The organism is Oscillibacter sp. KLE 1745, assembly GCF_000469445.2.
Lineage (GTDB): Bacteria > Bacillota > Clostridia > Oscillospirales > Oscillospiraceae > Oscillibacter > Oscillibacter welbionis.
This window is the reverse complement of sequence record NZ_KI271752.1, coordinates 10,312-31,967: the sequence shown is the minus strand read 5'-3', so window position 1 is coordinate 31,967 and position 21,656 is coordinate 10,312. Positions and strand designations below refer to the sequence as shown.

At 60.0% G+C, this 21,656-nt stretch carries 31 protein-coding genes and 1 tRNA gene; 31 read left to right on the top strand and 1 reads right to left on the bottom strand.

What is annotated here, in order from left to right:
* Positions 1-16 precede the first annotated feature (16 nt).
* The 31 genes from HMPREF1546_RS13835 to HMPREF1546_RS13700 all read left to right on the top strand — a co-directional run bounded on the left by HMPREF1546_RS13835 (position 17) and on the right by HMPREF1546_RS13700 (position 21,118).
* Complete coding sequence (locus HMPREF1546_RS13835) at positions 17-433, top strand: hypothetical protein (RefSeq protein ID WP_021750518.1); 417 nt, start codon at positions 17-19, stop codon at positions 431-433.
* A gap of 36 nt (positions 434-469) precedes the next feature.
* On the top strand, positions 470-592 hold the full coding sequence (locus HMPREF1546_RS19700) for a hypothetical protein (RefSeq protein ID WP_021750519.1): 123 nt from the start codon (positions 470-472) through the stop codon (positions 590-592).
* A gap of 33 nt (positions 593-625) precedes the next feature.
* Positions 626-1,279 carry a phage head-tail connector protein gene (locus HMPREF1546_RS13830; RefSeq protein WP_227126819.1) on the top strand — a complete coding sequence of 218 codons (654 nt, stop codon included), beginning with the start codon at positions 626-628 and terminating at the stop codon, positions 1,277-1,279.
* Positions 1,280-1,283: 4 nt separating this feature from the next.
* Positions 1,284-1,925, top strand: a complete 642-nt coding sequence (locus HMPREF1546_RS13825; RefSeq protein ID WP_021750521.1) for a hypothetical protein — start codon at positions 1,284-1,286, stop codon at positions 1,923-1,925.
* The gene (locus tag HMPREF1546_RS13820; RefSeq protein ID WP_021750522.1) at positions 1,925-2,314 is read left to right on the top strand and encodes a hypothetical protein; all 390 of its coding nucleotides are present in this window, start codon (positions 1,925-1,927) and stop codon (positions 2,312-2,314) included. The genes HMPREF1546_RS13825 and HMPREF1546_RS13820 overlap by 1 nt, the downstream gene beginning before the upstream one ends.
* Entirely contained in the window at positions 2,311-2,853 is a 543-nt protein-coding gene (locus tag HMPREF1546_RS13815) for a hypothetical protein (RefSeq protein ID WP_021750523.1), read from the top strand. The genes HMPREF1546_RS13820 and HMPREF1546_RS13815 overlap by 4 nt, the downstream gene beginning before the upstream one ends.
* A gap of 5 nt (positions 2,854-2,858) precedes the next feature.
* Positions 2,859-3,935 (top strand): DUF3383 family protein, encoded by a 1,077-nt coding sequence (locus HMPREF1546_RS13810; RefSeq protein ID WP_021750524.1) that lies wholly within the window; start codon positions 2,859-2,861, stop codon positions 3,933-3,935.
* Positions 3,936-3,954: 19 nt separating this feature from the next.
* On the top strand, positions 3,955-4,368 hold the full coding sequence (locus tag HMPREF1546_RS13805) for a phage protein (protein ID WP_021750525.1): 414 nt from the start codon (positions 3,955-3,957) through the stop codon (positions 4,366-4,368).
* A 78-nt stretch (positions 4,369-4,446) separates the two neighbouring features.
* Positions 4,447-4,716, top strand: a complete 270-nt coding sequence (locus HMPREF1546_RS13800) for a hypothetical protein (RefSeq protein ID WP_021750526.1) — start codon at positions 4,447-4,449, stop codon at positions 4,714-4,716.
* A 46-nt stretch (positions 4,717-4,762) separates the two neighbouring features.
* Positions 4,763-4,897, top strand: a complete 135-nt coding sequence (locus HMPREF1546_RS18955) for a hypothetical protein (RefSeq protein ID WP_021750527.1) — start codon at positions 4,763-4,765, stop codon at positions 4,895-4,897.
* 39 nt (positions 4,898-4,936) lie between these two features.
* Complete coding sequence (locus HMPREF1546_RS13795) at positions 4,937-7,429, top strand: hypothetical protein (RefSeq protein WP_021750528.1); 2,493 nt, start codon at positions 4,937-4,939, stop codon at positions 7,427-7,429.
* Between the two features lie 42 nt (positions 7,430-7,471).
* Positions 7,472-8,068 (top strand): phage baseplate protein, encoded by a 597-nt coding sequence (locus tag HMPREF1546_RS13790; RefSeq protein WP_021750529.1) that lies wholly within the window; start codon positions 7,472-7,474, stop codon positions 8,066-8,068.
* Between the two features lie 6 nt (positions 8,069-8,074).
* Positions 8,075-8,431, top strand: coding sequence for a hypothetical protein (locus HMPREF1546_RS13785; protein ID WP_021750530.1), 357 nt, complete (start codon positions 8,075-8,077; stop codon positions 8,429-8,431).
* Entirely contained in the window at positions 8,428-9,273 is an 846-nt protein-coding gene (locus HMPREF1546_RS13780; protein WP_021750531.1) for a hypothetical protein, read from the top strand. The genes HMPREF1546_RS13785 and HMPREF1546_RS13780 overlap by 4 nt, the downstream gene beginning before the upstream one ends.
* A 15-nt stretch (positions 9,274-9,288) precedes the next feature.
* The gene (locus HMPREF1546_RS13775) at positions 9,289-9,825 is read left to right on the top strand and encodes a Gp138 family membrane-puncturing spike protein (RefSeq protein ID WP_021750532.1); all 537 of its coding nucleotides are present in this window, start codon (positions 9,289-9,291) and stop codon (positions 9,823-9,825) included.
* Positions 9,826-9,839: 14 nt separating this feature from the next.
* On the top strand, positions 9,840-10,178 hold the full coding sequence (locus HMPREF1546_RS13770) for a PAAR domain-containing protein (protein ID WP_021750533.1): 339 nt from the start codon (positions 9,840-9,842) through the stop codon (positions 10,176-10,178).
* A gap of 3 nt (positions 10,179-10,181) precedes the next feature.
* Positions 10,182-10,556, top strand: coding sequence for a DUF2634 domain-containing protein (locus tag HMPREF1546_RS13765; protein WP_021750534.1), 375 nt, complete (start codon positions 10,182-10,184; stop codon positions 10,554-10,556).
* Positions 10,553-11,740, top strand: a complete 1,188-nt coding sequence (locus HMPREF1546_RS13760; protein ID WP_021750535.1) for a baseplate J/gp47 family protein — start codon at positions 10,553-10,555, stop codon at positions 11,738-11,740. Before HMPREF1546_RS13765 ends, HMPREF1546_RS13760 begins: the two co-directional genes overlap by 4 nt.
* Positions 11,740-12,429 (top strand): hypothetical protein, encoded by a 690-nt coding sequence (locus HMPREF1546_RS13755; protein WP_021750536.1) that lies wholly within the window; start codon positions 11,740-11,742, stop codon positions 12,427-12,429. Before HMPREF1546_RS13760 ends, HMPREF1546_RS13755 begins: the two co-directional genes overlap by 1 nt.
* 4 nt (positions 12,430-12,433) lie before the next feature.
* Entirely contained in the window at positions 12,434-13,162 is a 729-nt protein-coding gene (locus tag HMPREF1546_RS13750) for a hypothetical protein (RefSeq protein WP_021750537.1), read from the top strand.
* Between the two features lie 220 nt (positions 13,163-13,382).
* On the top strand, positions 13,383-13,802 hold the full coding sequence (locus HMPREF1546_RS13745) for a four helix bundle protein (protein ID WP_021750538.1): 420 nt from the start codon (positions 13,383-13,385) through the stop codon (positions 13,800-13,802).
* 15 nt (positions 13,803-13,817) lie between these two features.
* Positions 13,818-14,060 (top strand): DUF6273 domain-containing protein, encoded by a 243-nt coding sequence (locus HMPREF1546_RS19955; protein ID WP_367646056.1) that lies wholly within the window; start codon positions 13,818-13,820, stop codon positions 14,058-14,060.
* A gap of 71 nt (positions 14,061-14,131) precedes the next feature.
* A complete protein-coding gene (locus HMPREF1546_RS13740) occupies positions 14,132-15,238 on the top strand; it encodes a reverse transcriptase domain-containing protein (RefSeq protein ID WP_021750539.1) in 1,107 nt (368 codons plus the stop codon).
* Positions 15,180-16,877, top strand: coding sequence for a DUF6273 domain-containing protein (locus HMPREF1546_RS13735; protein ID WP_021750540.1), 1,698 nt, complete (start codon positions 15,180-15,182; stop codon positions 16,875-16,877). The genes HMPREF1546_RS13740 and HMPREF1546_RS13735 overlap by 59 nt, the downstream gene beginning before the upstream one ends.
* Positions 16,878-16,889: 12 nt before the next feature.
* Positions 16,890-17,666, top strand: coding sequence for a hypothetical protein (locus tag HMPREF1546_RS13730; RefSeq protein ID WP_021750541.1), 777 nt, complete (start codon positions 16,890-16,892; stop codon positions 17,664-17,666).
* Positions 17,667-17,679: 13 nt separating this feature from the next.
* Positions 17,680-18,027: a hypothetical protein gene (locus tag HMPREF1546_RS13725; protein WP_021750542.1), complete on the top strand. Its 348-nt coding sequence runs from the start codon at positions 17,680-17,682 to the stop codon at positions 18,025-18,027.
* A gap of 10 nt (positions 18,028-18,037) precedes the next feature.
* Positions 18,038-18,358, top strand: coding sequence for a hypothetical protein (locus HMPREF1546_RS13720; RefSeq protein ID WP_021750543.1), 321 nt, complete (start codon positions 18,038-18,040; stop codon positions 18,356-18,358).
* Between the two features lie 18 nt (positions 18,359-18,376).
* A complete protein-coding gene (locus tag HMPREF1546_RS13715; protein ID WP_021750544.1) occupies positions 18,377-18,745 on the top strand; it encodes a phage holin, LLH family in 369 nt (122 codons plus the stop codon).
* The gene (locus HMPREF1546_RS13710; RefSeq protein WP_021750545.1) at positions 18,738-19,778 is read left to right on the top strand and encodes an N-acetylmuramoyl-L-alanine amidase; all 1,041 of its coding nucleotides are present in this window, start codon (positions 18,738-18,740) and stop codon (positions 19,776-19,778) included. The genes HMPREF1546_RS13715 and HMPREF1546_RS13710 overlap by 8 nt, the downstream gene beginning before the upstream one ends.
* Positions 19,779-19,993: 215 nt before the next feature.
* A complete protein-coding gene (locus tag HMPREF1546_RS13705) occupies positions 19,994-20,203 on the top strand; it encodes a hypothetical protein (protein WP_021750546.1) in 210 nt (69 codons plus the stop codon).
* A 111-nt stretch (positions 20,204-20,314) separates the two neighbouring features.
* Positions 20,315-21,118: a DUF5677 domain-containing protein gene (locus HMPREF1546_RS13700; protein ID WP_021750547.1), complete on the top strand. Its 804-nt coding sequence runs from the start codon at positions 20,315-20,317 to the stop codon at positions 21,116-21,118.
* Between the two features lie 344 nt (positions 21,119-21,462).
* Here HMPREF1546_RS13700 and HMPREF1546_RS13695 read toward each other — a convergent pair.
* A tRNA-Leu gene (locus tag HMPREF1546_RS13695) sits at positions 21,463-21,550 on the bottom strand.
* Positions 21,551-21,656: the final 106 nt, after the last annotated feature.

The following is a 21,656-nucleotide window of genomic DNA, read 5'->3' as shown; positions in this document are numbered from 1 at the left end:
AGGAGGAATTTCAACTATGAAACGCGCACTTATTCAGAGTGTCAAAGTGACCCCGTACACCAGCGAGGACGCCATCAACCGCGAGGGCTTCCTCTCCGGCATCCTGGCCGTCAAGGTCGGCTCTCCCTCCGGCTCCCCTACGGGTATGGCCGTGAAGCTGACCATCACCGAGAGCGACCAGCAGAGCACCGGCTACGCGCCCGTCAAGGATAAGCTGGTCTGCGTGGGCAACGCGCCCCTGGACGATGCGGGCGTGATCTCCGTCACCACCGACGCCGCAGGCGGCGAGCTGGTAAACTTCGACCTGGACCTGGTGGGCCTCAAGCAGTACATCAAGGTCAAGGTGGAGATTTCCTGCTCCGGCGGCTCCACTCCGTCCTGCGAGGCTACCGCTGCCCTGGCCCTGGGCGACGCTTCCGAGGTCCCCGTCTAATTTGGCCCTGAGAGGCCCTACAAGGAGGTTTTCACTATGGCAAGACACTATCCCTCCGAGACCGTGAAACCCGCCGAGAACAAGCGGGAGGCAGGCCCCAAGGAGAAGAAAGCGACCACTCCCAAGAACGACGGCAAAAAGGAGGACGCGGGCGAGTAGCCCGCGCCTCCCCCTGAGAATGGAGGCGACACCGTGGCAAATGAACCGACTGTAAAGCTGGCCGCAAACGCCATGACTACTCTTGAGGACACGATGGAGCGCCTGGGCATCCCACCGGAGGCGGCGGACACCGCTGTAAAGAACAACATCATCCGGCTTATCAATTCGGCGTCTGCCTGGATTGAGACCATCACCGGGCGGAAGTTCGGCAAGGCCACCTACACCCACAGGTACGTCGCCCCCGGCACTCAGGAGCTTGTGCTCACTCAGTACCCCATACGGGCGGTTGAGTACGTCCGGGACACCGAGCACGGCGTGAGCATAGACCCCAGCAGCTACGACTTTACCATGACCGGAGACGTGGGCGTACTGTACCGCGATGAGGGATGGGTATTCCGTGGCTACATCGGCGGCCTTGCAAACGACTACACGGCCCCCCGGCGCTACCTGGAAGTGAAGTTCACCGCCGGGTATGTGCTGCCCAAGGACGCGACCGAGGATGAGCCGTCCGATCTCCCGGAGGACATCGTGGCGATTGTGTGGGGCATCGCGGAACAGGAGTTCTCCATCCTGCGGAACGGCGCTCAGGGCCTTGCGGCTTTCTCCATCTCCGACGTGTCGTGGACCTTTGACAAGGAACCCCGCGCCTCCTGGATGGAGACCCTGGCCCACTACATGAGGTGGTGAGCCTATGCAAGTCCGAGACAATGTACTGCCGCATCTGCGGCGGGTCAAGGCCGAGCTGGAGAAGCTGAACGGAACCCGGATAAAAATAGGCATCCAGGGCAACGCCGACAGCGAGCTTCTGATGATTGCCCGCGTCCATGAGTACGGGGCCACCATCACGCCCAAGGCCACCCGGAACCTCTGCATACCTATCCACAAGGACAGCTACGACAAAAGCCCCAGGGACTTTCAGGACCTCTTCTTTATACGGTCCAGGGACGGCTACCTGTTCGGCGTCGTAGCCAAAAAGGGACGGAGGGACAAGGAAAACCCGAATAACCTCAAGTTCCTGTTCCTGCTGCTGCCCTCCGTCACCATACCGGAGCGCAGCTTCATCCGGGCGGGCTTCGACCACAACAAGAACAAGCTGGCCGAAATCGTCCAGAATGAGGTAGCCCTCATCTGGCAAGGTCAGCAGACGGCGGACGGGGCCATCTCGTGGATAGGTGGGCAGGCCGTGGGCCTTATCCGGGAGTTTATGACCGATGCGAGCAACTTTGAGCCGAAAGGGAAAATCCAGAGGGAGCGCTATCCGTCCTACGCGGACAGCCCCCTCATGGTGACTGGACGGCTCCGAAATTCAATCACGTGGGAGGTTGAGGAATAATGGGCATCCTGTTCAAAATGGCGCAGCCCATGATACCGGGCGGCCTACTGCATACCATGTACGAGGTCCAGGCGGGAGGCCACTACGACCAGGACAAGGGCGGCCAGTGGGTAGCCGGTGAGCCTGTGCGCGTCCCCTTTGAGGGCGCGGTCCTCCCTGTGAGCGACAAGGACCTACGGCGTGAAATCACCGGCACCGTGTCCGATCTGAGCGAGAAAATCTACACCAACGGCCATGCGCTCCAGGTGGGAGCACAGGTCTATGACCCTGACAGCGGAAACACCTACACCGTGACCCAAGAGCTGGGCCACAACAGCATCCACCCGATGAAGCGGTATCTGGTGGAGGCCAGAACCGGCGCGGCGCCGAAAGGAGGCGGTGGGGCGTGAGTTTCGTTACGAAGCGGAATGCCCTCATATCCGCGCTTCACAAGGCCGTGGGCGTCCCGGTCCTGCTGGCCTCCCAGGTCCAGCCGGAGGCAGAACCCCCGTTCATCGTCTACTCAGTGACCGCAGACTATATCCCGGACGGCGGCATGGGCAACTACTCGCTGGGTGAGGGTGCGACGCAAGACGATCTGGTGGAGGTCCGGGAAGAGCAGCCCACCGCCACCCTGTCATTTACTGCTTGCAGCGTGAACCGCTGCTACGACGATAACGGCTCCCAGGTGCAAGTCCTGGGTGCGGATGAGGCCCTGGAGCTGGCAACGCTGGCCCAGGGCTTTTTCCTGCATACCGGGAGAGACGCCATAGCGGGGGCCGGTTTCGTCGTTGTTGATGTCACCAACGCCACCAGCCGGGACGCCCTGGAGCTTGACGAAATGGGCCGCCGGTTCGGTTTCGATGTCCGGCTCCGGTACACCCGGACCGACGCGGCGGCCATCAGCAAACTTGAGAAACCCACAATCAAAGGAAACGTAAAGGAGTGATTTTAATGCCGAAAGACGTTGTTGTGGTCGTGAATATCGACGCCAAGCCCAGCGGAACGGAGAACCTGGACATTCTGCTGCTTTCCACCGAGGGCGCTAAGGACGTGGCCGTCTACCGCGATCTGGACGTCATCAAGGAGGAGTTCACCGGGAAAAAGGTCGCTGCTATGGCCGAGGCCCTGTTTGAGCAAGGCAAGACCACCCTTGCGGAGACCCTTATCCGCAAGGTGAAAATCGCTGGTATCGCTGCCCCCTCCGGGAGCGCTGAGACCGAAAAGGCGTCCGCTCTGGTGGAGGCCGTGGAGACCCTGCGGGAGACCGACGATGATTGGTATATCCTGCTGACCGACCAGGACGGCGATGAGGCCGTGAAAGCCCTCTGCGCCTGGGCTGAGGCCACCGAGCCTACCGAAGCGGAGCTGGGCGCGGGCGAGGAAGACCACCGCAAGCTCTACTTCGGGCGCACTCAGAACAAGAGCCTTGCCGTTACCAACCGCCGGTCCATCGTCATCTATGGGGACCAGGCTGAGGAATACCCCGACGCCGCCTATGTGGGCAACGTGGGTCCGTTCTATCCTGAGAGCGTAACGTGGAAGTTCAAGCGGCCCCAGGGCCTCACCGTCCCGGACCTCACCAACGCCGAGCGCGACGCTCTGGAAGAGGCCAACGTGAACTTCCTGACCGTCGAGTACAAGCGGGAGTATGTGAAGAATGGCGTATGCGCCGACGGCGAATTTATCGACGTCCAGATGGGCGCTGACTATATCGCCAAGAACATGAGGGAAAACCTCTACGACATCTTCCTGGAGAACCCCACCATTGGCTACACCGACGCGGGCTTTGCCCTGGTCGCTGCCGGCGTGTTCTCCGCTCTGAACCGCGCTACCGACCTGGGCATCATCGCCCTGGACCCGGAGAGCGAGCAGGGCGTCTTTACCGTCGTAGTCCCCAAGCGGTCCCAGGCCACCGACGAAGAGGCCCGCGCCCGGCAAATGCCGGACATCACCTGGGAGGCGCAGCTTGAGGGCGCGGTCCACACCGTCAAAGTCAAGGGCGTACTGCGGGCCACCCTGAGCGCGTAAGAAAGGAGCGTAATTCATCATGGCTAAAGGCATCGAAGTTGCGAGCTATGACCCTAAAAAGGTCAACGTCATTGTCGGGGGCCGCGCCATCACCGGCTTTGCTGCTGATGGTGTCGTGTCCGTCACCAAGAACGAGGACAGCATCACCCCCGCCGTGGGCGCAAAGGGGGACGTGACCTACTCCGAGAACGCCAACGAGAGCGGCACCATCGCTATCACCCTCATGTCTACGTCCTCCAGCCTGTCCTATCTGCGGGAGCTGGAGGCGAAGCGGCGGGCCATCAACGTGACGATCTCCGACGTCAACGACGCGGACGCGTTCACCCTCAGCGCGGACAACTGCCGGGTAATGAAAATGCCCGACCTGACCCGCAACAAGGAGCAGAGCACGATCACCGTCAACATCTATGCGCCGTCGGTAGTCCCCCGCTAAGGGGGGCTACCCATGAAAGGCTATCCCAACTGGCCGAACAAACCAAAATCACTATCTGAAAGGGGCTACCGAAAATTTATGGCTAAGCAGAAGAAAGTCACCGTCAACGGCGAGGAATACACCCTCCAGTCCGTCTCTCCCACCTGGTACTTCGGCGTCAACGACGATTGCGGCATGACCGGCGGCGGACGCCGGGACACCACCAAGTACATTGACACCATGCTCAAGAACGTGGTCATTTCCCCCGCCGAGGTCAAGGCCGACGGCATCAGCTACTTCGACGAAAAGGATGACATCAAGACCCCGGAGAAGCTGATTAAGGCCATCGAAACCTTTCTGCGAGAGTGAGCTTAACGTAGACCGCGCAATCAGAAAGGCCAAGCGAAACCGGAATATGTGGGTCCTCATCTTCACCGGCGGCGGCCTGTGCTATGCCGATTTCAAGGGCATGGACCTGGCTGAGTACCAGGAGGCGGTGCAGGCCCGCATACTCTACAACGAAGACTGGAGCAAGCAGCGGGGCGAGTGACCCCGCTGCTTTACTTTTTGCAGAAAGGGGGTGGAGCCAATGGCAGACAACCGGGAGCTTACCTTTGGCATGGACTTTGGCCTGGATGACGCGATAAACCGCCTGGGCGAGACGATAGACCGCCTGGAGCAGATCGTGGACCGCGCCCAGGACGTTGAGGACGCCGCCCAGGATATGGGCGCTCGCGTCCGCGCCGGTACTGACGCGATCAGAGACGGAGCCAGAGACGCAGGCGACGCCCTGGATGACCTGGAGGATGACGCCGACGATGTAGGCACCAGCTTCCGGGATATTGGCAGAGAGGCGGACAGCTTCGGTGCTGCCGTAGGAAAATCTATGGGCGCTGCGGCCAAAGAGACCAATAGCGTTTCCAAGACCATCAAGGCCGGATTTGACGGGGCCATAGGCTACTCCCAAAAGAAGTTTTCCGACTTCACCGGCAAGGTGAAGACCGGAGTAAAGGGCATCGGGACCGCGTTCACGCACCCGATAAACACCATCCGGGGTAAATTCTTGAGCGCGGTGGAGGCCGCTGCCGACAGGATTAACAACGTGGGCGATGAGGCTGACGATGCGCGAAGAGACCTGGATGATATGGGTGATGAGGGCGAAAAGGCCGGAGGCGAAATCAAAGAGGCCATCAAGGGCGCCCTCACTGCCTTTATCGGATTTGAGGCAATCCAGGCCGGTATTGATATGCTCAAGGAGCTGGGCGCGGCGGCCATCGAAGCAGCCGGAGCCGCCGAGAATGTGGGCCGGAAGTTTGAGGCCAACTTCTCAGGCACCGACGCCGGGGAGTGGGCAGAGAACTACGCCGACGCCATCCACCGGAGCAGCGATGAGGTCAAGTCTTTCATGGTGTCCAATAAGGCCCTATACGGGGAAATGGGCATCACCGGGGACGCAGCCGCAGAGCTGTCCAAGGCCACCACGTCCCTTGCCTATGACTTTGGCAACGCCTTTGCCATGGATGACACCGAGGCCCTGGGCGTGGTCCAGGACTACATCAGCGGGAACAACGCGGCGCTTGAAGAGTATGGCATCCACATTGACGAAGTGGCCCTGAAAAACTCCGCGCTCTCTATGGGCCTGGGAGACCAGATAGACGAAATGGACGATGCTACTCTGGCCCAGGTCCGCATGAATGCCCTGCTGGGGCAGACCGAGAAAATCCAGCAATCAGCGGCCAACAGCACCGGCGGCCTGGTGAACAGCACCAAGGACCTCAAGGGTATCTGGAGCGAGTTCATGGCCGACGCTGGCAGCCGGTTTACGCCGGTCATCGAAAGTCTGTTCAACACCATCCTGGATAGCTGGCCGACCATCGAGCCGATGCTCATGCAGTTTGTGGATATGCTGAGCAACGGGCTTGCCCAGGCTATGCCGATCATCACGGAGCTGGGCATGACCCTGTTGCCCATCCTAACGGACGTGCTGGGGACCGTGTTCGAGGCTGGCCTCCCACTCTTACAGGTGTTCGGAGACCTGGCACAGACCATCCTACCGCCTGTGGCGAACATCGTAGGCATGATAGCCGAGACTGTCATGCCGCCCCTGGTGGACATCCTGAACACCCTGAATACCTCCATCATTCAGCCCCTTGTGCCGGTCATTCAAAAGCTGGCCGAGGCGCTGCTACCGCCCATCGCGCAACTGCTGGGCCTGATCTCCCCCATCCTGGAGGCCGTAAGCCCCGTGCTTGAGGTCATCGGAGATGTCCTGGGCGTCATCGCTGAGGTCCTGGGAAAAGTGGTAGGCTGGCTGGCTGACGGCGTGGGCAAGGTCGTAGGCTTCTTCTCTAACCTGTTCGGCGGAGCCAAGGACAGTGAAGAGGCGGTAAATGACCTGAGCGGGTCCATCAATGGACTTGATGACGCCGCGAGCAAGGAGACTTCCCTTGTGGTCGATACGTCTCAGTACAAGGAGGAAGTCACCGGAGCAGCGGAGACCACCACCGAGGCCGTCACCGAAAGTTCCAACCAGGCCGCCGAGATAACCGACGTCAATTTCATGGCTATGGGCGCGTCCGCTACGGCGGCCTATGGGACCATGCAGACCGACGCAGAGACGGCCTGGAGCGCCATGCAGACCGCAGCCACCAACGGCACGGACGCTATCGTCGCACAGTTTTCCCGTATCACGGCGGCGGCCCGTGAAGCGAGCAACGCCTCCAACGTCCAGATAGGGGCGAGCATCCCGCACAACGCCGGAGGCACAGACAACTTCGAGGGCGGCCCCACATGGATGAACGAAGAGGGCGGCGAGCTTGCCATCCTCCCCGGCGGTTCTGCCATCATTCCGGCGGACCAGACTGACCGCCTGATGAAGTCCTACACCAACAACACGACCAACAACCGAAGCAGCCGGAGCGTCAGCTTTGCCCCCAGCGTCCAAATCACGATTGCGGGTAATGCCGACAGCTCCACCGTTGCCAACCTGAAAGAGCAGCTTCGCGCCCTGTTCGATGAGCTTTACCAAGAGGCTCAGGCCCAGGACTACACGGACCGCGCTATGCAGGCTGGCTTTGCATAAGGGGGTGCTACTATCTACACACTTGAGGGAAGAAAATGCGGAGTGGTCCGCTTCGAGCCTCTGACTACCGGCGTAGTGACCTCCGAGAGCGTGAGCCGGAGCAGCACGATCACCGATAACCCGGTTGAGGGCGGCTCCAATATCCAAGACCATGTCTTTACTCAGCCGTTGAGCTTCCGGATCAGCGGGACGGCCATCAATGGCGCGGACACCATCGCCGCCCTGCAAAAGATGTGGAAGAGCGGCGACATCATCACCTACACCGGGAGGAACCGCATCAGCAATCTTGTCATCCAGCAGCTCCAGAGCACCCACGACGCCAAGAACCGTGGGGGCTTCACGTTCACGGCCACCCTAAAGCAAGTCACCCTGGGCAGCTCTGTGGACAGCGGAACGGCCTCTACTATGGCTGGCATGGACGCTGCGGCCTCTGCGTCACAGCCCAAGGCAACCACCAAGGCGGCGCAGAAGTCTTCCTCCCAAACCTCCAGCACCAAGGCGGACGGCCTGAAAACCACCGTCTCTACCACGATCTCATCCAGCGCCTATATGTCCTATGTAAACAGCTTCAACAGCAAGCCGAAGAGCAGCGCGGGGCCGACGTCCCGCGCTACTCCCAGCAACACCGGGAGGAGGTAACGGACCATGCAGCTTATTGACCTGGGGCAAGAGGTTGAGTATATCGACATCGACGTGAGCAAGGTCCCCTATACCTTTTCCGTGAAGCTCAGCGACAAGACCTATTCCTTTACCATCCGGTACAACGACACCGGCGGCTTCTTTACCCTGGACCTATCCGTGACGGCCACCGGCGAAGTGCTTGCCTACGGAGACCCCATCCGCTACGGGCGGCCACTGTTCGGCCCCATTGAGGATGAGCGCTTTCCCTTGCCGGTCATCATTCCCCTGTGCCTCACGGGGGACGATGTGGACGCCGTGACGTGGGAGAACCTGGGGGAAGAGGTCAAGCTCTATCTCTTCGACAGGGAGGGGACGGCATGAGCTTCTGGATGAGAGAGGCCAGTCTCCAGATTGGGAGCAAGAAGTACAGTATGGACAATCTGTACTTTGAGTTTGAGGTCCCCTTTGAGGACAGCGACACCATCCAGACGGCCAAATTCAAAGCCTACAACCTATCCGAGAGCACCCGAAAGGGTATCAAGCGCGGGGACGTTATCATCCTCAATGCAGGCTACGAGGGCGACGTGGGGGCTGTCTTCGTCGGCCAAGTGAGCGCTTGCAGCCACAAGCACCAAAATACCGAGTGGATTACCGAAATCTCAGCAACCGCCGCTATGGACCAGTGGCTCAACTCCAAGGTCTCCAAGACCTACGCCAAGGGTAGCACGGCGAAAGAGATTGTCTCCGATCTGCTCAATATCTTTGGAGTGGAAATCGGGGACTTTTCCCTCGCCACGAACAAGGTCTATGACCGGGGCCTGGTGTGCAACGGCAAAGTAAAGGACGAACTCAAGCGCATTGTGGTGAACGACTGCAAGAGCCGGTTCCTCATACGCAACGGGAGCGTCTTCATCAATGACCCGACTAAGGGCATCGCAAACGGCCTGGTCCTCACCCCTCAGAGCGGCTTGCTTCTGTCCGGGAATGAGGTCGAGGAAACCGTCATAGCCGTGGGCAGCGACAGCCAGAAGAGCAGCGCCACCAAGAGCGAAGAGGGCAACTATGTGACCCGCGAGTGCCTGCTCAATTACCATATCGGACCGGCTGAGCAAGTTGTCATCCAGTCTCAGAGCCTCAACGGGCGCTTCATTGTTGCCAAGGGGAAGCACACCGGCACACCGAAAGGCAACTGGAAAACCACCATCGAAATGAAACCGGCGTAAAGGAGGGGCCTTACCATGCCGAGACAAAACCGAAAGCAAGCCTATGAGGACGCCAAGAAACAGGCGGACGCGGCGGGCCTTTGCGTTGCGGACGTTGTAAAGGTCCTTGCCTTTGATGAGGCGGCCTTGACCGTCGATGTTCAGCCGATCACCCGTTATCCCGACGAAGACACATTCCAGACCAAGCCGCCGGTCCTGGCCGTCCCCGTGGCAACCATCTACGGGGGCGGCTTTGTCATCCGTCCTGTCTACAAGGCCGGGGACATCGGCGTGGTGGTCTACCTGGACCGGGACAGTGACGCCGTTATCGCTGGAGGCGCGGAGGCAGACCCCAACACCGAGCGCCTGCACAGCGGGGATGATGCTGTCTTTGTGGGCGGCATCCGCACCGGAGGCAATTCCATATCCGGCCACCCCGCCGGGTCCCTGAGCCTGGGGACAGCCGACGGCGGCGTGTACTTGTCCATCTCACCGAGCGGCATCGCCATCAAGGGGAATGTCACCATCACGGGCGACCTCACCACAAGCGGCGGCACCGTCAACCTGAACTGAGGGAGGTATGCGCTATGCCTGGAGCCGCACGGCAAGGGGACGCCATACAAGGCACCACAGCGGGGGAGCACAACGGACACGCCACCCCGCACGGTCCCCTCCCTATCACGGGAACGATCTCCGGCGGGTGCTCCGGGGACGTTTTCATCAACGGACAACCGGCGGCCTACGTCGGAAGCACCACGACCGAAAATGACGCCTGCTGCGGGAGCAGCCAAGGGAGCATCGCCCAGGGCAGCGGAAGCGTCTTCATCAACGGAAAGCCCGCCGCCCGTATCGGGGACGCCCTGGCCGCCCACAACGGCACCGGGGCCGTCTCCGCTGGCAGCGGGGACGTTCTGATCGGAGGGTGAGATATGCAAGATAACTGGACCCTTAAAATTGACCCCGAAAGCAGAGACCTCATCCTCGATGACGCCGGAGCGCTGGAGACCATATCGGGCGATGAAACCACCGCCCAGGCCGTCCGGCTGACGCTGGAGGTCTACCGAGGGGAGTTCCCCTTTGACCCCACCCACGGCACAGAGTACGAGCGCATCATGGGCAAGAAGCGGAGCGAGCTGGAGGATGACGAAATCCCGGAGGTAATTCGGGACGCCGTCTTCCAGGAGCCACAGGTTGCCGAAGTGAGCGCCGTGGACTATGAGCTTGTGGGCCGGGGCCTGGAGGTCTCCGTGACTGGCCGCCTCCAGAGCGGCAATACCATCACTACGGAGGTGAGCACAGCATGAACAATCAAGAGTGGGGCGTGACCGAGCGCGGCTTCCACCGGCCTACTTACGTAGAGCTTCTGGACGCCATCGAGTACAAGGCGCGGGAGCTGTTCGGGAGCAAGGCCAACCTGACCGTCCGGTCCCCCCTGGGCATCTTCCTACGGATTTTCGCATGGATGCTGAACATCCTGTTCAGCCTCATGGAAGATGTCTACAATAGCCGTTTCGTTGATACGGCGGTAGGGACCAGCCTATACAACCTGGGGAAAGCCATCGGCCTGTCCCTGCTTCCCGCGCAAAAGGCGTCCGGCTACGTCGAGTTCACCGGCGCCGCCGGTACTCCTATTCCCGTGGGCTTCCTGGTCCGCACCGTGGCCGGATTGCAGTATGCAGTCCTGGCCGCCGGCCGCATCGACGATACCGGGAAAGTCACGTTGCCGGTCCAGGCCGTGGAGACCGGAGCGGACTACAACGTGGCCGCCGAGACAGTCAAGGAAATCACAAACCCCATGGACGGCGTGAGCGCCTGCACGAACCCGGCAGCCATCGACGGCGGGCGGGGCCGGGAAACCGATGAAGAGTTCCGGGACCGCTATTATCAGTCCGTGGACTATGCGGGCGGCGTCAACGCGGACGCCATCGCCGGTGAAATCATGCAGAACGTGGACGCGGTTTACTCCGCGATCTGCTATGAGAACGACACCGACGAAACCGACGCCCTGGGCCTCCCCCCGCACAGCATTGAGGCCATCGTCTACGGCGGCCTGGACGCCGACATCGCGCAGGCCATCTTCCGGCGCAAGGCGGCGGGCATCCAAACCTCCGGCAGCTCTTCTATCGCCGTCATCGCTAAGAGCGGCCAGAGCATCAATATCAAGTTTTCCAGGCCGACCACCGTTGCCGTGTATATCCAAATCAAGAACCTGGAGACCAACAGCGACTTCCCCAGCGACGGGCAGGACCGCATCAAGGAGGCCCTGGTGGAGTACATCGGCGGCGACGTGCGAGGCGGCCTGACCATCGGCTCAGACGTCCTCTACATGGCCTTGCCTGGTGTCATCCTGTCTGTCCCCGGCGTGGTGGACTTCGACCTGGGTATCAGCGAAACCGCCAGTGACTACGGGGAAGAGAATATCGTCATTGACACCAGGGAAAAGGCCGTGACCTCGACCGACAAAATCACCATCGCGGAGGTGAGCTGATGAGCTACGGCTACCTGTCTCAAATGCTGGAGTACCTGACCGGGGCCTACGCCCGGACGGACATCCGCAACAGCCGCCACAGCCTCCCCATGGAGACGAACATCGGACGCCTATTCGGGACCCTCGCCTGGGGCCTTGAAATCATCCATGAGAATGCGGACCGGCTCAAGCTATGGGATGACATAGACAACGCCAGAGGGTCCGTCCTGGACCGCTACGGGGCCAACTTCGGCGTCGCTCGCGGTGGGGCGGATGATACCTTTTACCGCCTGCTCATCAAAATCAAGATGATTGCGCTGCTTTCCGGCGGTGACATCGACACCATCATCTCCGCTGCGGCCTCGCTCTTCAACGTGGATGTATCGGAGATAGAGGTCCGAGAGCTGTTTCCGGCGAAAATCTGGATTTATGTCGATGAAGCTGTCCTGGACTATGAGCGCCTGGAGGCCGCACCCCTGATAGCGGAACTGATGAAGCGCATTGCGGCGGCGGGCGTCGGGACCCGTGTTTTCCTGCGGACCTACCACACAGCCCGGTCCCGGAGCTACTACGCGGTCCCGGCGCTGATCTACAACGAGATTGAGGCGAAACCCCGGACAACCCCTTTCCGCACGGCAACCGCCCGCAGCTATGTGGGCCTGGCCGTGTGGGAGGACGTGTCGATAACTGCATCTATGAAAGCGAGGTAATACCATGCCAAACAGAGAAATCCTGGCCTCTCCCGACATCGCGGAGAGCGAAGAGGGCGCGGTGCTGCTCAACAGCGGCTACACCGCCCTGGGTAAAGTCATGGCCGGAAGCGGCGGCATCCAGTTCACAAAAGCGGAGCTGGACAGCGGCGAACTCCCGGAGGGGACGGCAGCCGAGGACCTGACCGCCCCGGTTGAATATGCCGGGGACGCCATGATTGCCAAGTGCGAGAACACCGGCACCGGCGAGGCTACGGTGGTGGTCCAGGCTACCAGCGTGGGTGTCGAGACCGGCTTCTACATCAAGGGCGTTATGCTCTACATCAAGGACCCGGAGGGCGAGGGCGACGTCGCCTATTCCTATCTGCCCCTCCAGAGCAAGCCGGAGTGGATGAGGCCCCAGGGCAGCCCGGTAAGCAAGATGGTGACGTTCAACATCATCAACATTGTGGGAGCGGCGGCAAGCGTTTCGGCCATCATCGACCCGGACGCCCTGGCCCGCGTGGTGGACCTGGAAAAGTATGCGCTCCTGGGACACAGCCATGAAATCAGCGACGTTTCCGGCCTTGCCAATACCCTGAGCGACCATGCGGCCTCCATCGACCTACTCAACGATCTGGTGTCCGGCGATATGCCCGGAGGCATCAACAAGACCGCTGACTTTGCCACTCTCGCCGGTATCACCATGCGCGACGGAGTTTGGAGCCAGACCGGGCGCTCCATCACAGCATGACGGGGCTACTTTGCAGCCCCGAAGAGGCGAGCTGTCTTATTCCGAACCTTATCGCAGAGCTGGAGACCCCTTGCCCATGCGAGGGCCTGGAGGGGCTTGTGCTCTGCGGTTTGGGATATAAAGGCCAGAGGGTCACTATCCGCATCCGGCCCGGCGTCCTCGAAGTGGACGGCGTACCGGCTGATGAGCTGGAGGCCCTGCGTGAAAGGAGGTGTCCTGTTTGCAGAACCGGCACGGTGAACTCACCATCGTCTGCAAGGCAAAAGACCTGGTAAACCATACCTTGCAGCTCACGAACAACACTAAGCTGTTTCCTAAAAAGGTGCGCTTCACCCTCTGCCAGAGAATGCAGAACCTCTCAATCCAAATCCTGCATGACATCATAGCAGCCAACGAGATTTACCCTCGGAGCGTCGCTGAGATGAACACGCGCCTTGACCTCCAGAAAGAGGTCTTGACCAACTGCAAGGTCTTCCTGAACTTCCTGGATATAGCTCTGGAGCAGGGGTATATCGACATCAGGCGGTGTGAGTATTGGACGGGCCTCACCACCGACGTAAAGAACCTTGCCGCGTCGTGGCGCAAAAAGGACGCCGAGCGCTTCCGGCAGCAAGTTCAGACCGGCGGCGCACGGCGATGATTTGAGAGGCCACGGGTGCGTCCTGTACGTGCATCCCCCTGGGTGTGCCTTGTCCGCTCCCCGAATTCGTCGAACGCGAACAACGTCCGCTACGTGAACTCGGACGGGAGCCTCAACAACAACAACGCGTACAACGGCAACAGGGGTGTGCGCCCGGCTTCGGTGGAATACCGTGACCGAGTAACCCGAAAGGGAGAAAGCAGAAGCCCACCATCAAAGGAGGACGTATCCGGTCCCGGCCTGACAGGGCAGGGATAAACACATAACACCGACGCGCTGAGGCTCGCCCATTGGAGCTTCGGCGCTACCAGCGGCGTAGGGAGCCTATTATGGAACAGAATTTTGAAGTCGTGTATGACTTCGCCAATCTCTATGCGGCGTATCGGGCGACCAGAAAAGGTAAGCGATGGAAAGACGCCGTTGCCAAGGTGGAGCTGAACACTCTGGAGGCGATCACCGTCCTGCAAGCTGAGCTGCGGGACGGTCTCTACAAGCCTGGAAATTACCATGAGTTCTACGTCTTTGAGCCAAAGCGACGCCTCATCCAGACGAACAGCGTCAAGGACAAAATTGTGCAACACGCCTTTTGCGACAACATCCTTTACCCTGTCCTGAGCCGCCCCTTTATCCTGGATAACTATGGGAGCCAAGTCGGAAAGGGGACCCACTTCGGCCTCGACCGCCTCCGTGACTTCATGCGGGAGTATTACCGGAAGCACGGGAGCGCCGACGGCTGGGTCCTGAAAGCGGATGTCCGGCACTACTTCGCCAGCATCCGGCACGACATTCTCAAGCGAGATGTCAATAAGCTGCTCACGGACCCACGGAGCCGGGCCTTGTCCGACGCTATCATAGATAGCACCCCTGGTAATGTCGGCATCCCCATAGGCAATCAATCGTCCCAGGTGTACGCCCTATTGTATCTGAATGAACTCGACCACTACGTCAAAGAAGTCCTCCGAATGCGGTACTATGGCCGCTACATGGATGATTTCTATATCATCTGCGAGAGCAAAGAGGCGCTTCGTGAAGCGTGGAGGAAAGTCGAGCAGCTTTTGGCCCCGAGGGGCCTTGAGCTAAACCAGAAGACACAGATCTTCCCCTTGCGGAACGGCCTGGACTTTTTGGGCTTCCACACATACCTTACCGACACCGGAAAGGTAATACGGAAAGTCAGGCGTTCCAGCAAAGACCGTATGAGGCGCAAGCTGCGGAAATACGCGGTGATGTATGAAAACGGCGCTATGACCCGGAAGCAGATTGAAGAGAGCTACCAGAGCTGGAGGTCTCATGCTTCCCACGGCCAATGCCGGGAACTCATCACCAAGTACGACGCGGTTTGCGCCTCCATCTTTGAAAGGAGTGTAAAGTCAAACCATGCCGCAGAAAATCAGCGCCCTACCCGTAAAGGCGAAAGTGCGGGACACAAAGACTAAGTATTACGGCGTCCCCATCGGCTGGGTCATCGGTGACAAGAACCATTCCGGCTACCCCTCCAACAGCACAACCCTTGTGGCTGAGAGCATCATCAAAATCTGCTGCTTCGACGCCACGGAGAGCGGCGGCAACTCGGACCGGCAGAACTACGGCAACAACCGCTATTCCCTGGCTAACATCCGCCAGTGGCTCAATAAGAGCGGAACCGGCTGGTATCAGGCCCAGCACAGCTATGACCGGCCCCCGTCCAATTCCTATGTCTGGAGCAACTACAACGAGTACGACGCACAATCCGGCTTCCTGACCGGCTTCGGCGCGGAGATGCTGGCCGCCCTGCTCACCACCACCCTGACCGTCGCAAAGCCCAGCGTGGACGGCGGCGGGTCCGAGACCGTCCAGGACAAGGTTTTCCTGCTGTCCATGGCAGAGGTCGGTCTCGGCGCGGAGAACGGCGTCACGGAGGGCGCAAAGCTGGCTATGTTCAGCGACAACGCAAGCCGCCAGTGCAAGCCCACCGCCCAGGCCGTGAGCAACAGCGAGTACACCAACAGCGGCTTGAGCGCGTCGCAGTTCTGGTACTGGTGGCTCCGCTCCCCGTATTCGTCGCTCGCGGACAACGTCCGCTGCGTGAACTCGGACGGGAGCCTCTACAGCTACGACGCGTACAACGGCTACGGGGGTGTGCGCCCGGCTTTGAATCTGTCCTCTGACATCTTGGTATCTGATGCACCGGACGACGAGGGGTACTACACCATCATCTGGAATAATGCCCCCACCACGCCCCCGTCCATCACCGTGCCGGAGGACGTGCGGAGCGGTAAAGGTCTCACCGTCTCCTGGGCGGCGTCGGTGGACCCGGACAGCGACGCCGTAAGCTATGAGCTTGAGCGGCAGTACAACAGCGGCGCGTGGTCCAAAATCTATAACGGGGCCGCGACGCAGTTCAGCGACACGATCACTACGGCGATGAACACGGTAGCCTACCGGGTCCGGGCCAAGGACAGCAAGGCCGCGTACAGCGCGTACACCACCAGCCCCACCCGAACCGTCACCCATAACGTAGACCCGACGGTGAGCGGCAGCGATCAGCAGCTCGGCGTGGTGACCACGCCGCCCTCGTTCCAGTACACGGTCAACGACGGGGACGCCGGAGACACGCTCACCATCGTAGAGAGCCTGGACGGTGTGGCGCTCAACACCATCACGCCGGCTGAGCGGAACCATTCGTACACCTTCGCGCTCACGGCGGCGCAGTTTGCCGCCCTCACTGGGCCGCACACCATGACCATCAAGGTCTCGGACAGCGCCGGGAACAGCGTCACCCGTACCATCACTTTCACCCGGTCCGTCTCCATCATTGACTTTGACTGGAAAGTGGATGACACCAGCGCCGCCGCTCAGAAAATCCTTGTCTCCATGCGCTACAACGCCCATGAGGACGGCGTGACAATCCAGGTCTGCAACAACTACAACGACGAAGAGCCTACCTGGGAGACCGCCCAGCTCGGCCTCAAGCACATTTTCAGCAATTCCGCGAAGACTGCGGACAGCTTTGCCGTGGGCGTCCGCGTCCAGATTACCAAGGTCGGAGGGTATGAAAGCATCGCCTGCTACTCTCTGTCCGCGAGCTACATCTAAGGGGGAGTGACTATGAGAAGTCTTGACGAAGCCCGCGCCTACCAGAAGCAGGAAAAGAGCGCGGACACCTACGAGCTGTGGGCGGCCATCCTTGCCACCCATGACGCCCTGGTGGAGCTGGGCGGCCCCGGCCTCCCGGAGCTTCATGTCAACCGGGCGCGGGCGAACCTCATCCGCGCCGGACAGCTTGAGAGCGGCGACTACACCGACGCCGATCTGAAAACCATTGCGGCGTCGGACGGGACCCGCATCTGGAGCGCCACCATGGGGACCATCTTCAAGGATGAGCCTATCGTGGGACCGGACAGCGAGCTTTACATCTGCACCACGCAGCACCAGGCGCAGGCAGATTGGGCACCCGGAACCGAGGGCGGACGGACATTGTTCCGTCCGCTCCGCAGCGAGCCGGAGGAACGGGGCGTGTACCTGGATTTCATTTGGGGCGAGCACGTCCCTTATGGCGCGGTGCGCCGGGACCCTGTGGACCAGCAGCTCTACACCCCCATCAAGGAGGCGGGCGTCACGCTCTATGAGCCGCACTATCCCCACCTGGTCCCCTCCGAGTACAAACTCTACGAAGAGCCCGAGCCGGAGCCGGAACCCGAGCCGGAGCCGGAACCGGAGGACACCCCGGATTGGGATGAGCTGGAGGCAAATCACACGTTCCAGGTGGGCGACCATTTCACCCATGACGGCACGGAGTATGAGGTCCTGCGCGTCTTCACCAAGCAGGATAATTGGGCGCCCCCGGCGCTCCTGAATGACTACTACAAGGCCGTGACGGAGTAAAGGGGTGAGACCAATGGAAGTAAACATCAGCCTGGGCCAGATGGTGCTTGCCTTTGTCGCGGCTATGGGCGTTCCGAGCGCGATCATGGGCTTTATCATCTGGCGGCTGGAGCGCCGCATCGACAAGCGGGAAAAGGAACAGGCGGCACAGGAACAGGGCCAAAAGGACCTCTTCGTCCTGATTGTCCAGGGGACCAATGCCGCTATTGCCCTGGGGGAAGCGACCGCAAGGGCCGTCCAGCGCATCCCGGACGCTCACTGTAACGGGGATATGCACGACGCCCTGGACTACGCCGCCGACATCAAACACAAGCAAAAGGACTTCCTCACCCGGCAAGGCGTTTCCTCCTTGATGGACTGAGGGGGACGCCATGGCCGGAAAGTATGATGGAAAACGCGCCAAGACGCGCCGCCCCTGGGAGTTCAAAAAGAAGCTCGCTGCGTGGGCCGTCCTCATTGCCACGGCCACCGCCGTAGCTTCCTACATCCTCGCCTACCTGGACAAGCAGACCGCGAGCGATGTTACCACCACCATCTTCACCGCCTGCATCGGCTATCTGGTGAGCTATGCGGCGGCATCCACCACCGAAAAAGTCAGCCGAAACCGCCATGGTCTTGACGCTGACGGAAACCCATTCCAGACCAACAACACAGAGGGCGGGTCCGACACCAGCGGACCTACCCTCGGATAAAAACAAGGAGGATTTACCATGTACGACATCACCCCTATCATCGAAGCTGTGGCCGCCCTGATCGGCGTCATCGTTACCTGTGTGCTCATCCCGTTCATCAAGTCCAAGACCACGGCATCCCAGCAGGCGGAAATCAACGCCTGGGTCAAAATCGCCGTCTCCGCTGCTGAGCAGATTTTCAAGGGCAGCGGGCGCGGAGAAGAGAAGAAGCAGTACGTTATTGCATGGCTGAAAGAGCGCGGCGTCACCGTGGATGAGAATGAGCTTGACGCGCTCATCGAGGCCGCCGTCTACGAGCTGACCCAGGGCATCATCCCCCTGGAGGGCATCGCCATTGATACCACTACCGAAGTCACGGAGGACAAGGAGGAAACCGACCATGAGTAACAGCTCCCTTGTGACCTATACGAAAATCAGTCCCAACCGGACAAGCCCCCGCAATCACAAAATCGACACCATCAGCATCCATTGTTTCGTCGGTCAAGTGACGGCGAAGAGCGGCTGCAACGCCGGGGCCTTTACCAAGTACGACCCGGACAACGGCGCTTCCTGCAACTACGTTGTGGGGCATGACGGCTCCATCGGCCTGTGCGTGGAGGAAAAGGACCGGAGCTGGTGTACCTCCAGCGGGTCCAACGATCACCGCGCCGTCACCATTGAGACGGCCAGCGAGACCAAGGACCCCTACAAGGTCACGGCTGCGGCCTATGCCGCGCTTCTGGACCTGGTGACGGATATTTGCCGCCGGAACGGAGCCAAGAAGCTGCTCTGGTTCGGGGACAAGGCGAAGACCCTCGCCTACACTCCCAAGTCTGGTGAGATGGTGATGACCGTTCACCGCTGGTTTGCGAACAAGGCTTGCCCTGGTAATTACCTCTACAACCTCCACGGCGAGATTGCCGCCGAGGTCACTAAGCGGCTGGGCGGCAGCTCCGGCACCACTACCCCCAGCACCGGCACCGGCGCATCCAGCGGCGCTCAGACAGCCGTAAACTACACGGTGAAAGTGACCGCGACGGACCTCAATATCCGTTCCGGCCCCGGCACCAACTACGGCAGTAAGGGCGCTATCAAGCCCGGTATCTATACCATCGTTGCGGAGGCCAGCGGCACCGGCGCTTCCAAGTGGGGCAAGCTCAAGAGCGGAGCCGGTTGGATTTCCCTGGACTACGCCACCAAGACCGGCGCCAGCGGCTTCACGGCGTCCAAGGCCGTGACGGTGGGCAGCACCGTCACCATCCAGACCGGAGCCGTCTACGGCGGCCTCACCACCTCCAGAGGGGCCAAGGTCCCGGACTACGTGAGCGGAAAGAACCGCCGGTACACCGTGAAGCAGATCGCCACCCACAAGGGCGTCCAGGAGGCGCTTCTCAAGGAAATCACGTCCTGGGTTGCGCTGTCCTACCTGACCGTGGTATAATCTGCGCGTGGAATTATTTTGGCATTACGCCACCTGAAAGCGGTGGAGACTACGGAGAAACACCGCAACACAGGACAGGCAGATAGACCGAAATACCGCGAAAAATAAGGCGAAACAGCCCCCATCAATCGAGTGGGAATGACGGTCACAAGCTCCAGGGCCTGCGCTTGGGCCCTGGAGCTTGTGATTCTTAAAATCGGAACAGGAGGGATCACATGGATCAGGCAGGCGTTGCGCTATACCACCGTGTTATGCGGCGGGAAAATTTTGAGAAGGCGGCAAAGGATCTTGTGTCCTTGGTATACGCCGCGGAAAAGAAGGAACCGGGAAAGCCGAGAACCCTGTACCTTGACATTGACGGACACCGCAATGCGCAGGGCAGGTTTGACGCGGATATGCGGAGCTCCAAAAGGGATTCGGATTGAGATTTTTGCTTCCGTTTCTTACGGAAGTTCATTTCCCACTGATTTCTGCCAGGAACAAGAACCCACAGCGGAACGATGTGCCCGAACGGCTGGAAATTTCCCACGCCAGAAATGAAGGACCACAGCCTAGACGACCTGTATGTGGAGAATTTCAGCCACACCGAATATCAGTCCGAGGCGACTGTATACGCCTATCTCAAACAGGTCTCGGATTTTTTGAAGCGCTACCAGGATCTGGACGCAGAGTATGCGCTGCTGCTCCCAGAGCCCTATGACCCGCAAAACTATCTGCTCCAGTGGCGTCTTCACATGCGCGAGCTGATGAACGAGCTCTTCAACATGTTTGTGGGCGGGAATCTGTTTTCCGCAGCGGCGATGACGCGGACTCTGATGGAGTGCTGTGTCTACGGGAAGGTGCTGAAGCAGGAAAAGAGCGCCCGCCTTTTGGAAGACTGGTTTCTCTGCGGGATGATCCGCAGCCTCCCCGGCCAGGATGGGGCGCTGCGGCAGGCAAAACTCAAAACAGTGTATGCACTTTGCAGCGCATGGAACCGAGAGCCGGAGGAAACAATCCGGCGGTTCAAAAAGGGCAACGAAAACGAGTGGCTGGTTTCCGTGATCCCGGGCAAAGGCCGGATCTACTTCTCCCATGTTTGTGAATACCTGCAGGAAACAGAGCTCTATCAGACGTATCAATGGGCCTGCGCGTTTGTCCACGGGCAGGATATCCGCTCCAAAATACATCCCTTTACATTTTACGACTCCACCTATCATCTGCTCACTGTGATGATGTCTTATATCTTCAGGGCGATCCGCCTGTACCCTGTCTCTGAGGAGCTGGAGGCGGAGATGCAGAAGCTCGAACAGGACCTGGCTGCTCTTTGGGGAACCACCAGCTGGGACAAAAACGCATGACAGACTTACGAGGCGGCTGTACAGGTTACCGCGGCGCTGATGGTGCCCTGCCAAAAGCATCCAAAATTCAAAAAGAGAGACATCTACTTTCCGCAGATGTCTCTCTTTTGAGAAGGGACGGTCAAAATCGATATTTTAAAATCTCGAAAAGGTATAGGAGACCCACCCCACCGGCCTTCTGGCCGGCGGCGCATTTGCGCCGCACGGGCGCTTTGCCGCAGGCAAAACCTCGGCGCAGGCGGAATTCACTTCCGCCGAGCATTTGAATCACCGAAGGGCGGAGGCCGCCTTCGGCTGCCGGAGCCCAAAGAGAAAGGACTTCCGGATAGGAAGCCCTTTCTCTTTGGTGCGCGAGGCGGGACTTGAACCCGCACGTCCGTAATGGACACTAGAACCTGAATCTAGCGAGTCTGCCAATTCCACCACTCGCGCGTCGATATGAACTTTGCTCCCTGTATCTCCCCGTTGGGGTGTTCCACCGGAAGGGAGCCCTCCGGTGGAACGTGGTGCGCGAGGCGGGACTTGAACCCGCACGTCC

Excerpts from the sequence above, each read along its gene's own strand:
- HMPREF1546_RS13835 (WP_021750518.1), top strand. The coding sequence starts at position 17 with ATGAAACGCGCACTTATTCAGAGTGTCAAAGTGACCCCGTACACCAGC.
- HMPREF1546_RS19700 (WP_021750519.1), top strand. The coding sequence starts at position 470 with ATGGCAAGACACTATCCCTCCGAGACCGTGAAACCCGCCGAGAACAAG.
- HMPREF1546_RS13825 (WP_021750521.1), top strand. The coding sequence starts at position 1,284 with ATGCAAGTCCGAGACAATGTACTGCCGCATCTGCGGCGGGTCAAGGCC.
- HMPREF1546_RS13820 (WP_021750522.1), top strand. The coding sequence starts at position 1,925 with ATGGGCATCCTGTTCAAAATGGCGCAGCCCATGATACCGGGCGGCCTA.
- HMPREF1546_RS13810 (WP_021750524.1), top strand. The coding sequence starts at position 2,859 with ATGCCGAAAGACGTTGTTGTGGTCGTGAATATCGACGCCAAGCCCAGC.
- HMPREF1546_RS13805 (WP_021750525.1), top strand. The coding sequence starts at position 3,955 with ATGGCTAAAGGCATCGAAGTTGCGAGCTATGACCCTAAAAAGGTCAAC.
- HMPREF1546_RS13800 (WP_021750526.1), top strand. The coding sequence starts at position 4,447 with ATGGCTAAGCAGAAGAAAGTCACCGTCAACGGCGAGGAATACACCCTC.
- HMPREF1546_RS18955 (WP_021750527.1), top strand. The coding sequence starts at position 4,763 with ATGTGGGTCCTCATCTTCACCGGCGGCGGCCTGTGCTATGCCGATTTC.
- HMPREF1546_RS13795 (WP_021750528.1), top strand. The coding sequence starts at position 4,937 with ATGGCAGACAACCGGGAGCTTACCTTTGGCATGGACTTTGGCCTGGAT.
- HMPREF1546_RS13785 (WP_021750530.1), top strand. The coding sequence starts at position 8,075 with ATGCAGCTTATTGACCTGGGGCAAGAGGTTGAGTATATCGACATCGAC.
- HMPREF1546_RS13780 (WP_021750531.1), top strand. The coding sequence starts at position 8,428 with ATGAGCTTCTGGATGAGAGAGGCCAGTCTCCAGATTGGGAGCAAGAAG.
- HMPREF1546_RS13775 (WP_021750532.1), top strand. The coding sequence starts at position 9,289 with ATGCCGAGACAAAACCGAAAGCAAGCCTATGAGGACGCCAAGAAACAG.
- HMPREF1546_RS13770 (WP_021750533.1), top strand. The coding sequence starts at position 9,840 with ATGCCTGGAGCCGCACGGCAAGGGGACGCCATACAAGGCACCACAGCG.
- HMPREF1546_RS13765 (WP_021750534.1), top strand. The coding sequence starts at position 10,182 with ATGCAAGATAACTGGACCCTTAAAATTGACCCCGAAAGCAGAGACCTC.
- HMPREF1546_RS13760 (WP_021750535.1), top strand. The coding sequence starts at position 10,553 with ATGAACAATCAAGAGTGGGGCGTGACCGAGCGCGGCTTCCACCGGCCT.
- HMPREF1546_RS13755 (WP_021750536.1), top strand. The coding sequence starts at position 11,740 with ATGAGCTACGGCTACCTGTCTCAAATGCTGGAGTACCTGACCGGGGCC.
- HMPREF1546_RS13750 (WP_021750537.1), top strand. The coding sequence starts at position 12,434 with ATGCCAAACAGAGAAATCCTGGCCTCTCCCGACATCGCGGAGAGCGAA.
- HMPREF1546_RS13740 (WP_021750539.1), top strand. The coding sequence starts at position 14,132 with ATGGAACAGAATTTTGAAGTCGTGTATGACTTCGCCAATCTCTATGCG.
- HMPREF1546_RS13735 (WP_021750540.1), top strand. The coding sequence starts at position 15,180 with ATGCCGCAGAAAATCAGCGCCCTACCCGTAAAGGCGAAAGTGCGGGAC.
- HMPREF1546_RS13730 (WP_021750541.1), top strand. The coding sequence starts at position 16,890 with ATGAGAAGTCTTGACGAAGCCCGCGCCTACCAGAAGCAGGAAAAGAGC.
- HMPREF1546_RS13725 (WP_021750542.1), top strand. The coding sequence starts at position 17,680 with ATGGAAGTAAACATCAGCCTGGGCCAGATGGTGCTTGCCTTTGTCGCG.
- HMPREF1546_RS13720 (WP_021750543.1), top strand. The coding sequence starts at position 18,038 with ATGGCCGGAAAGTATGATGGAAAACGCGCCAAGACGCGCCGCCCCTGG.
- HMPREF1546_RS13715 (WP_021750544.1), top strand. The coding sequence starts at position 18,377 with ATGTACGACATCACCCCTATCATCGAAGCTGTGGCCGCCCTGATCGGC.
- HMPREF1546_RS13710 (WP_021750545.1), top strand. The coding sequence starts at position 18,738 with ATGAGTAACAGCTCCCTTGTGACCTATACGAAAATCAGTCCCAACCGG.
- HMPREF1546_RS13705 (WP_021750546.1), top strand. The coding sequence starts at position 19,994 with ATGGATCAGGCAGGCGTTGCGCTATACCACCGTGTTATGCGGCGGGAA.
- HMPREF1546_RS13700 (WP_021750547.1), top strand. The coding sequence starts at position 20,315 with ATGAAGGACCACAGCCTAGACGACCTGTATGTGGAGAATTTCAGCCAC.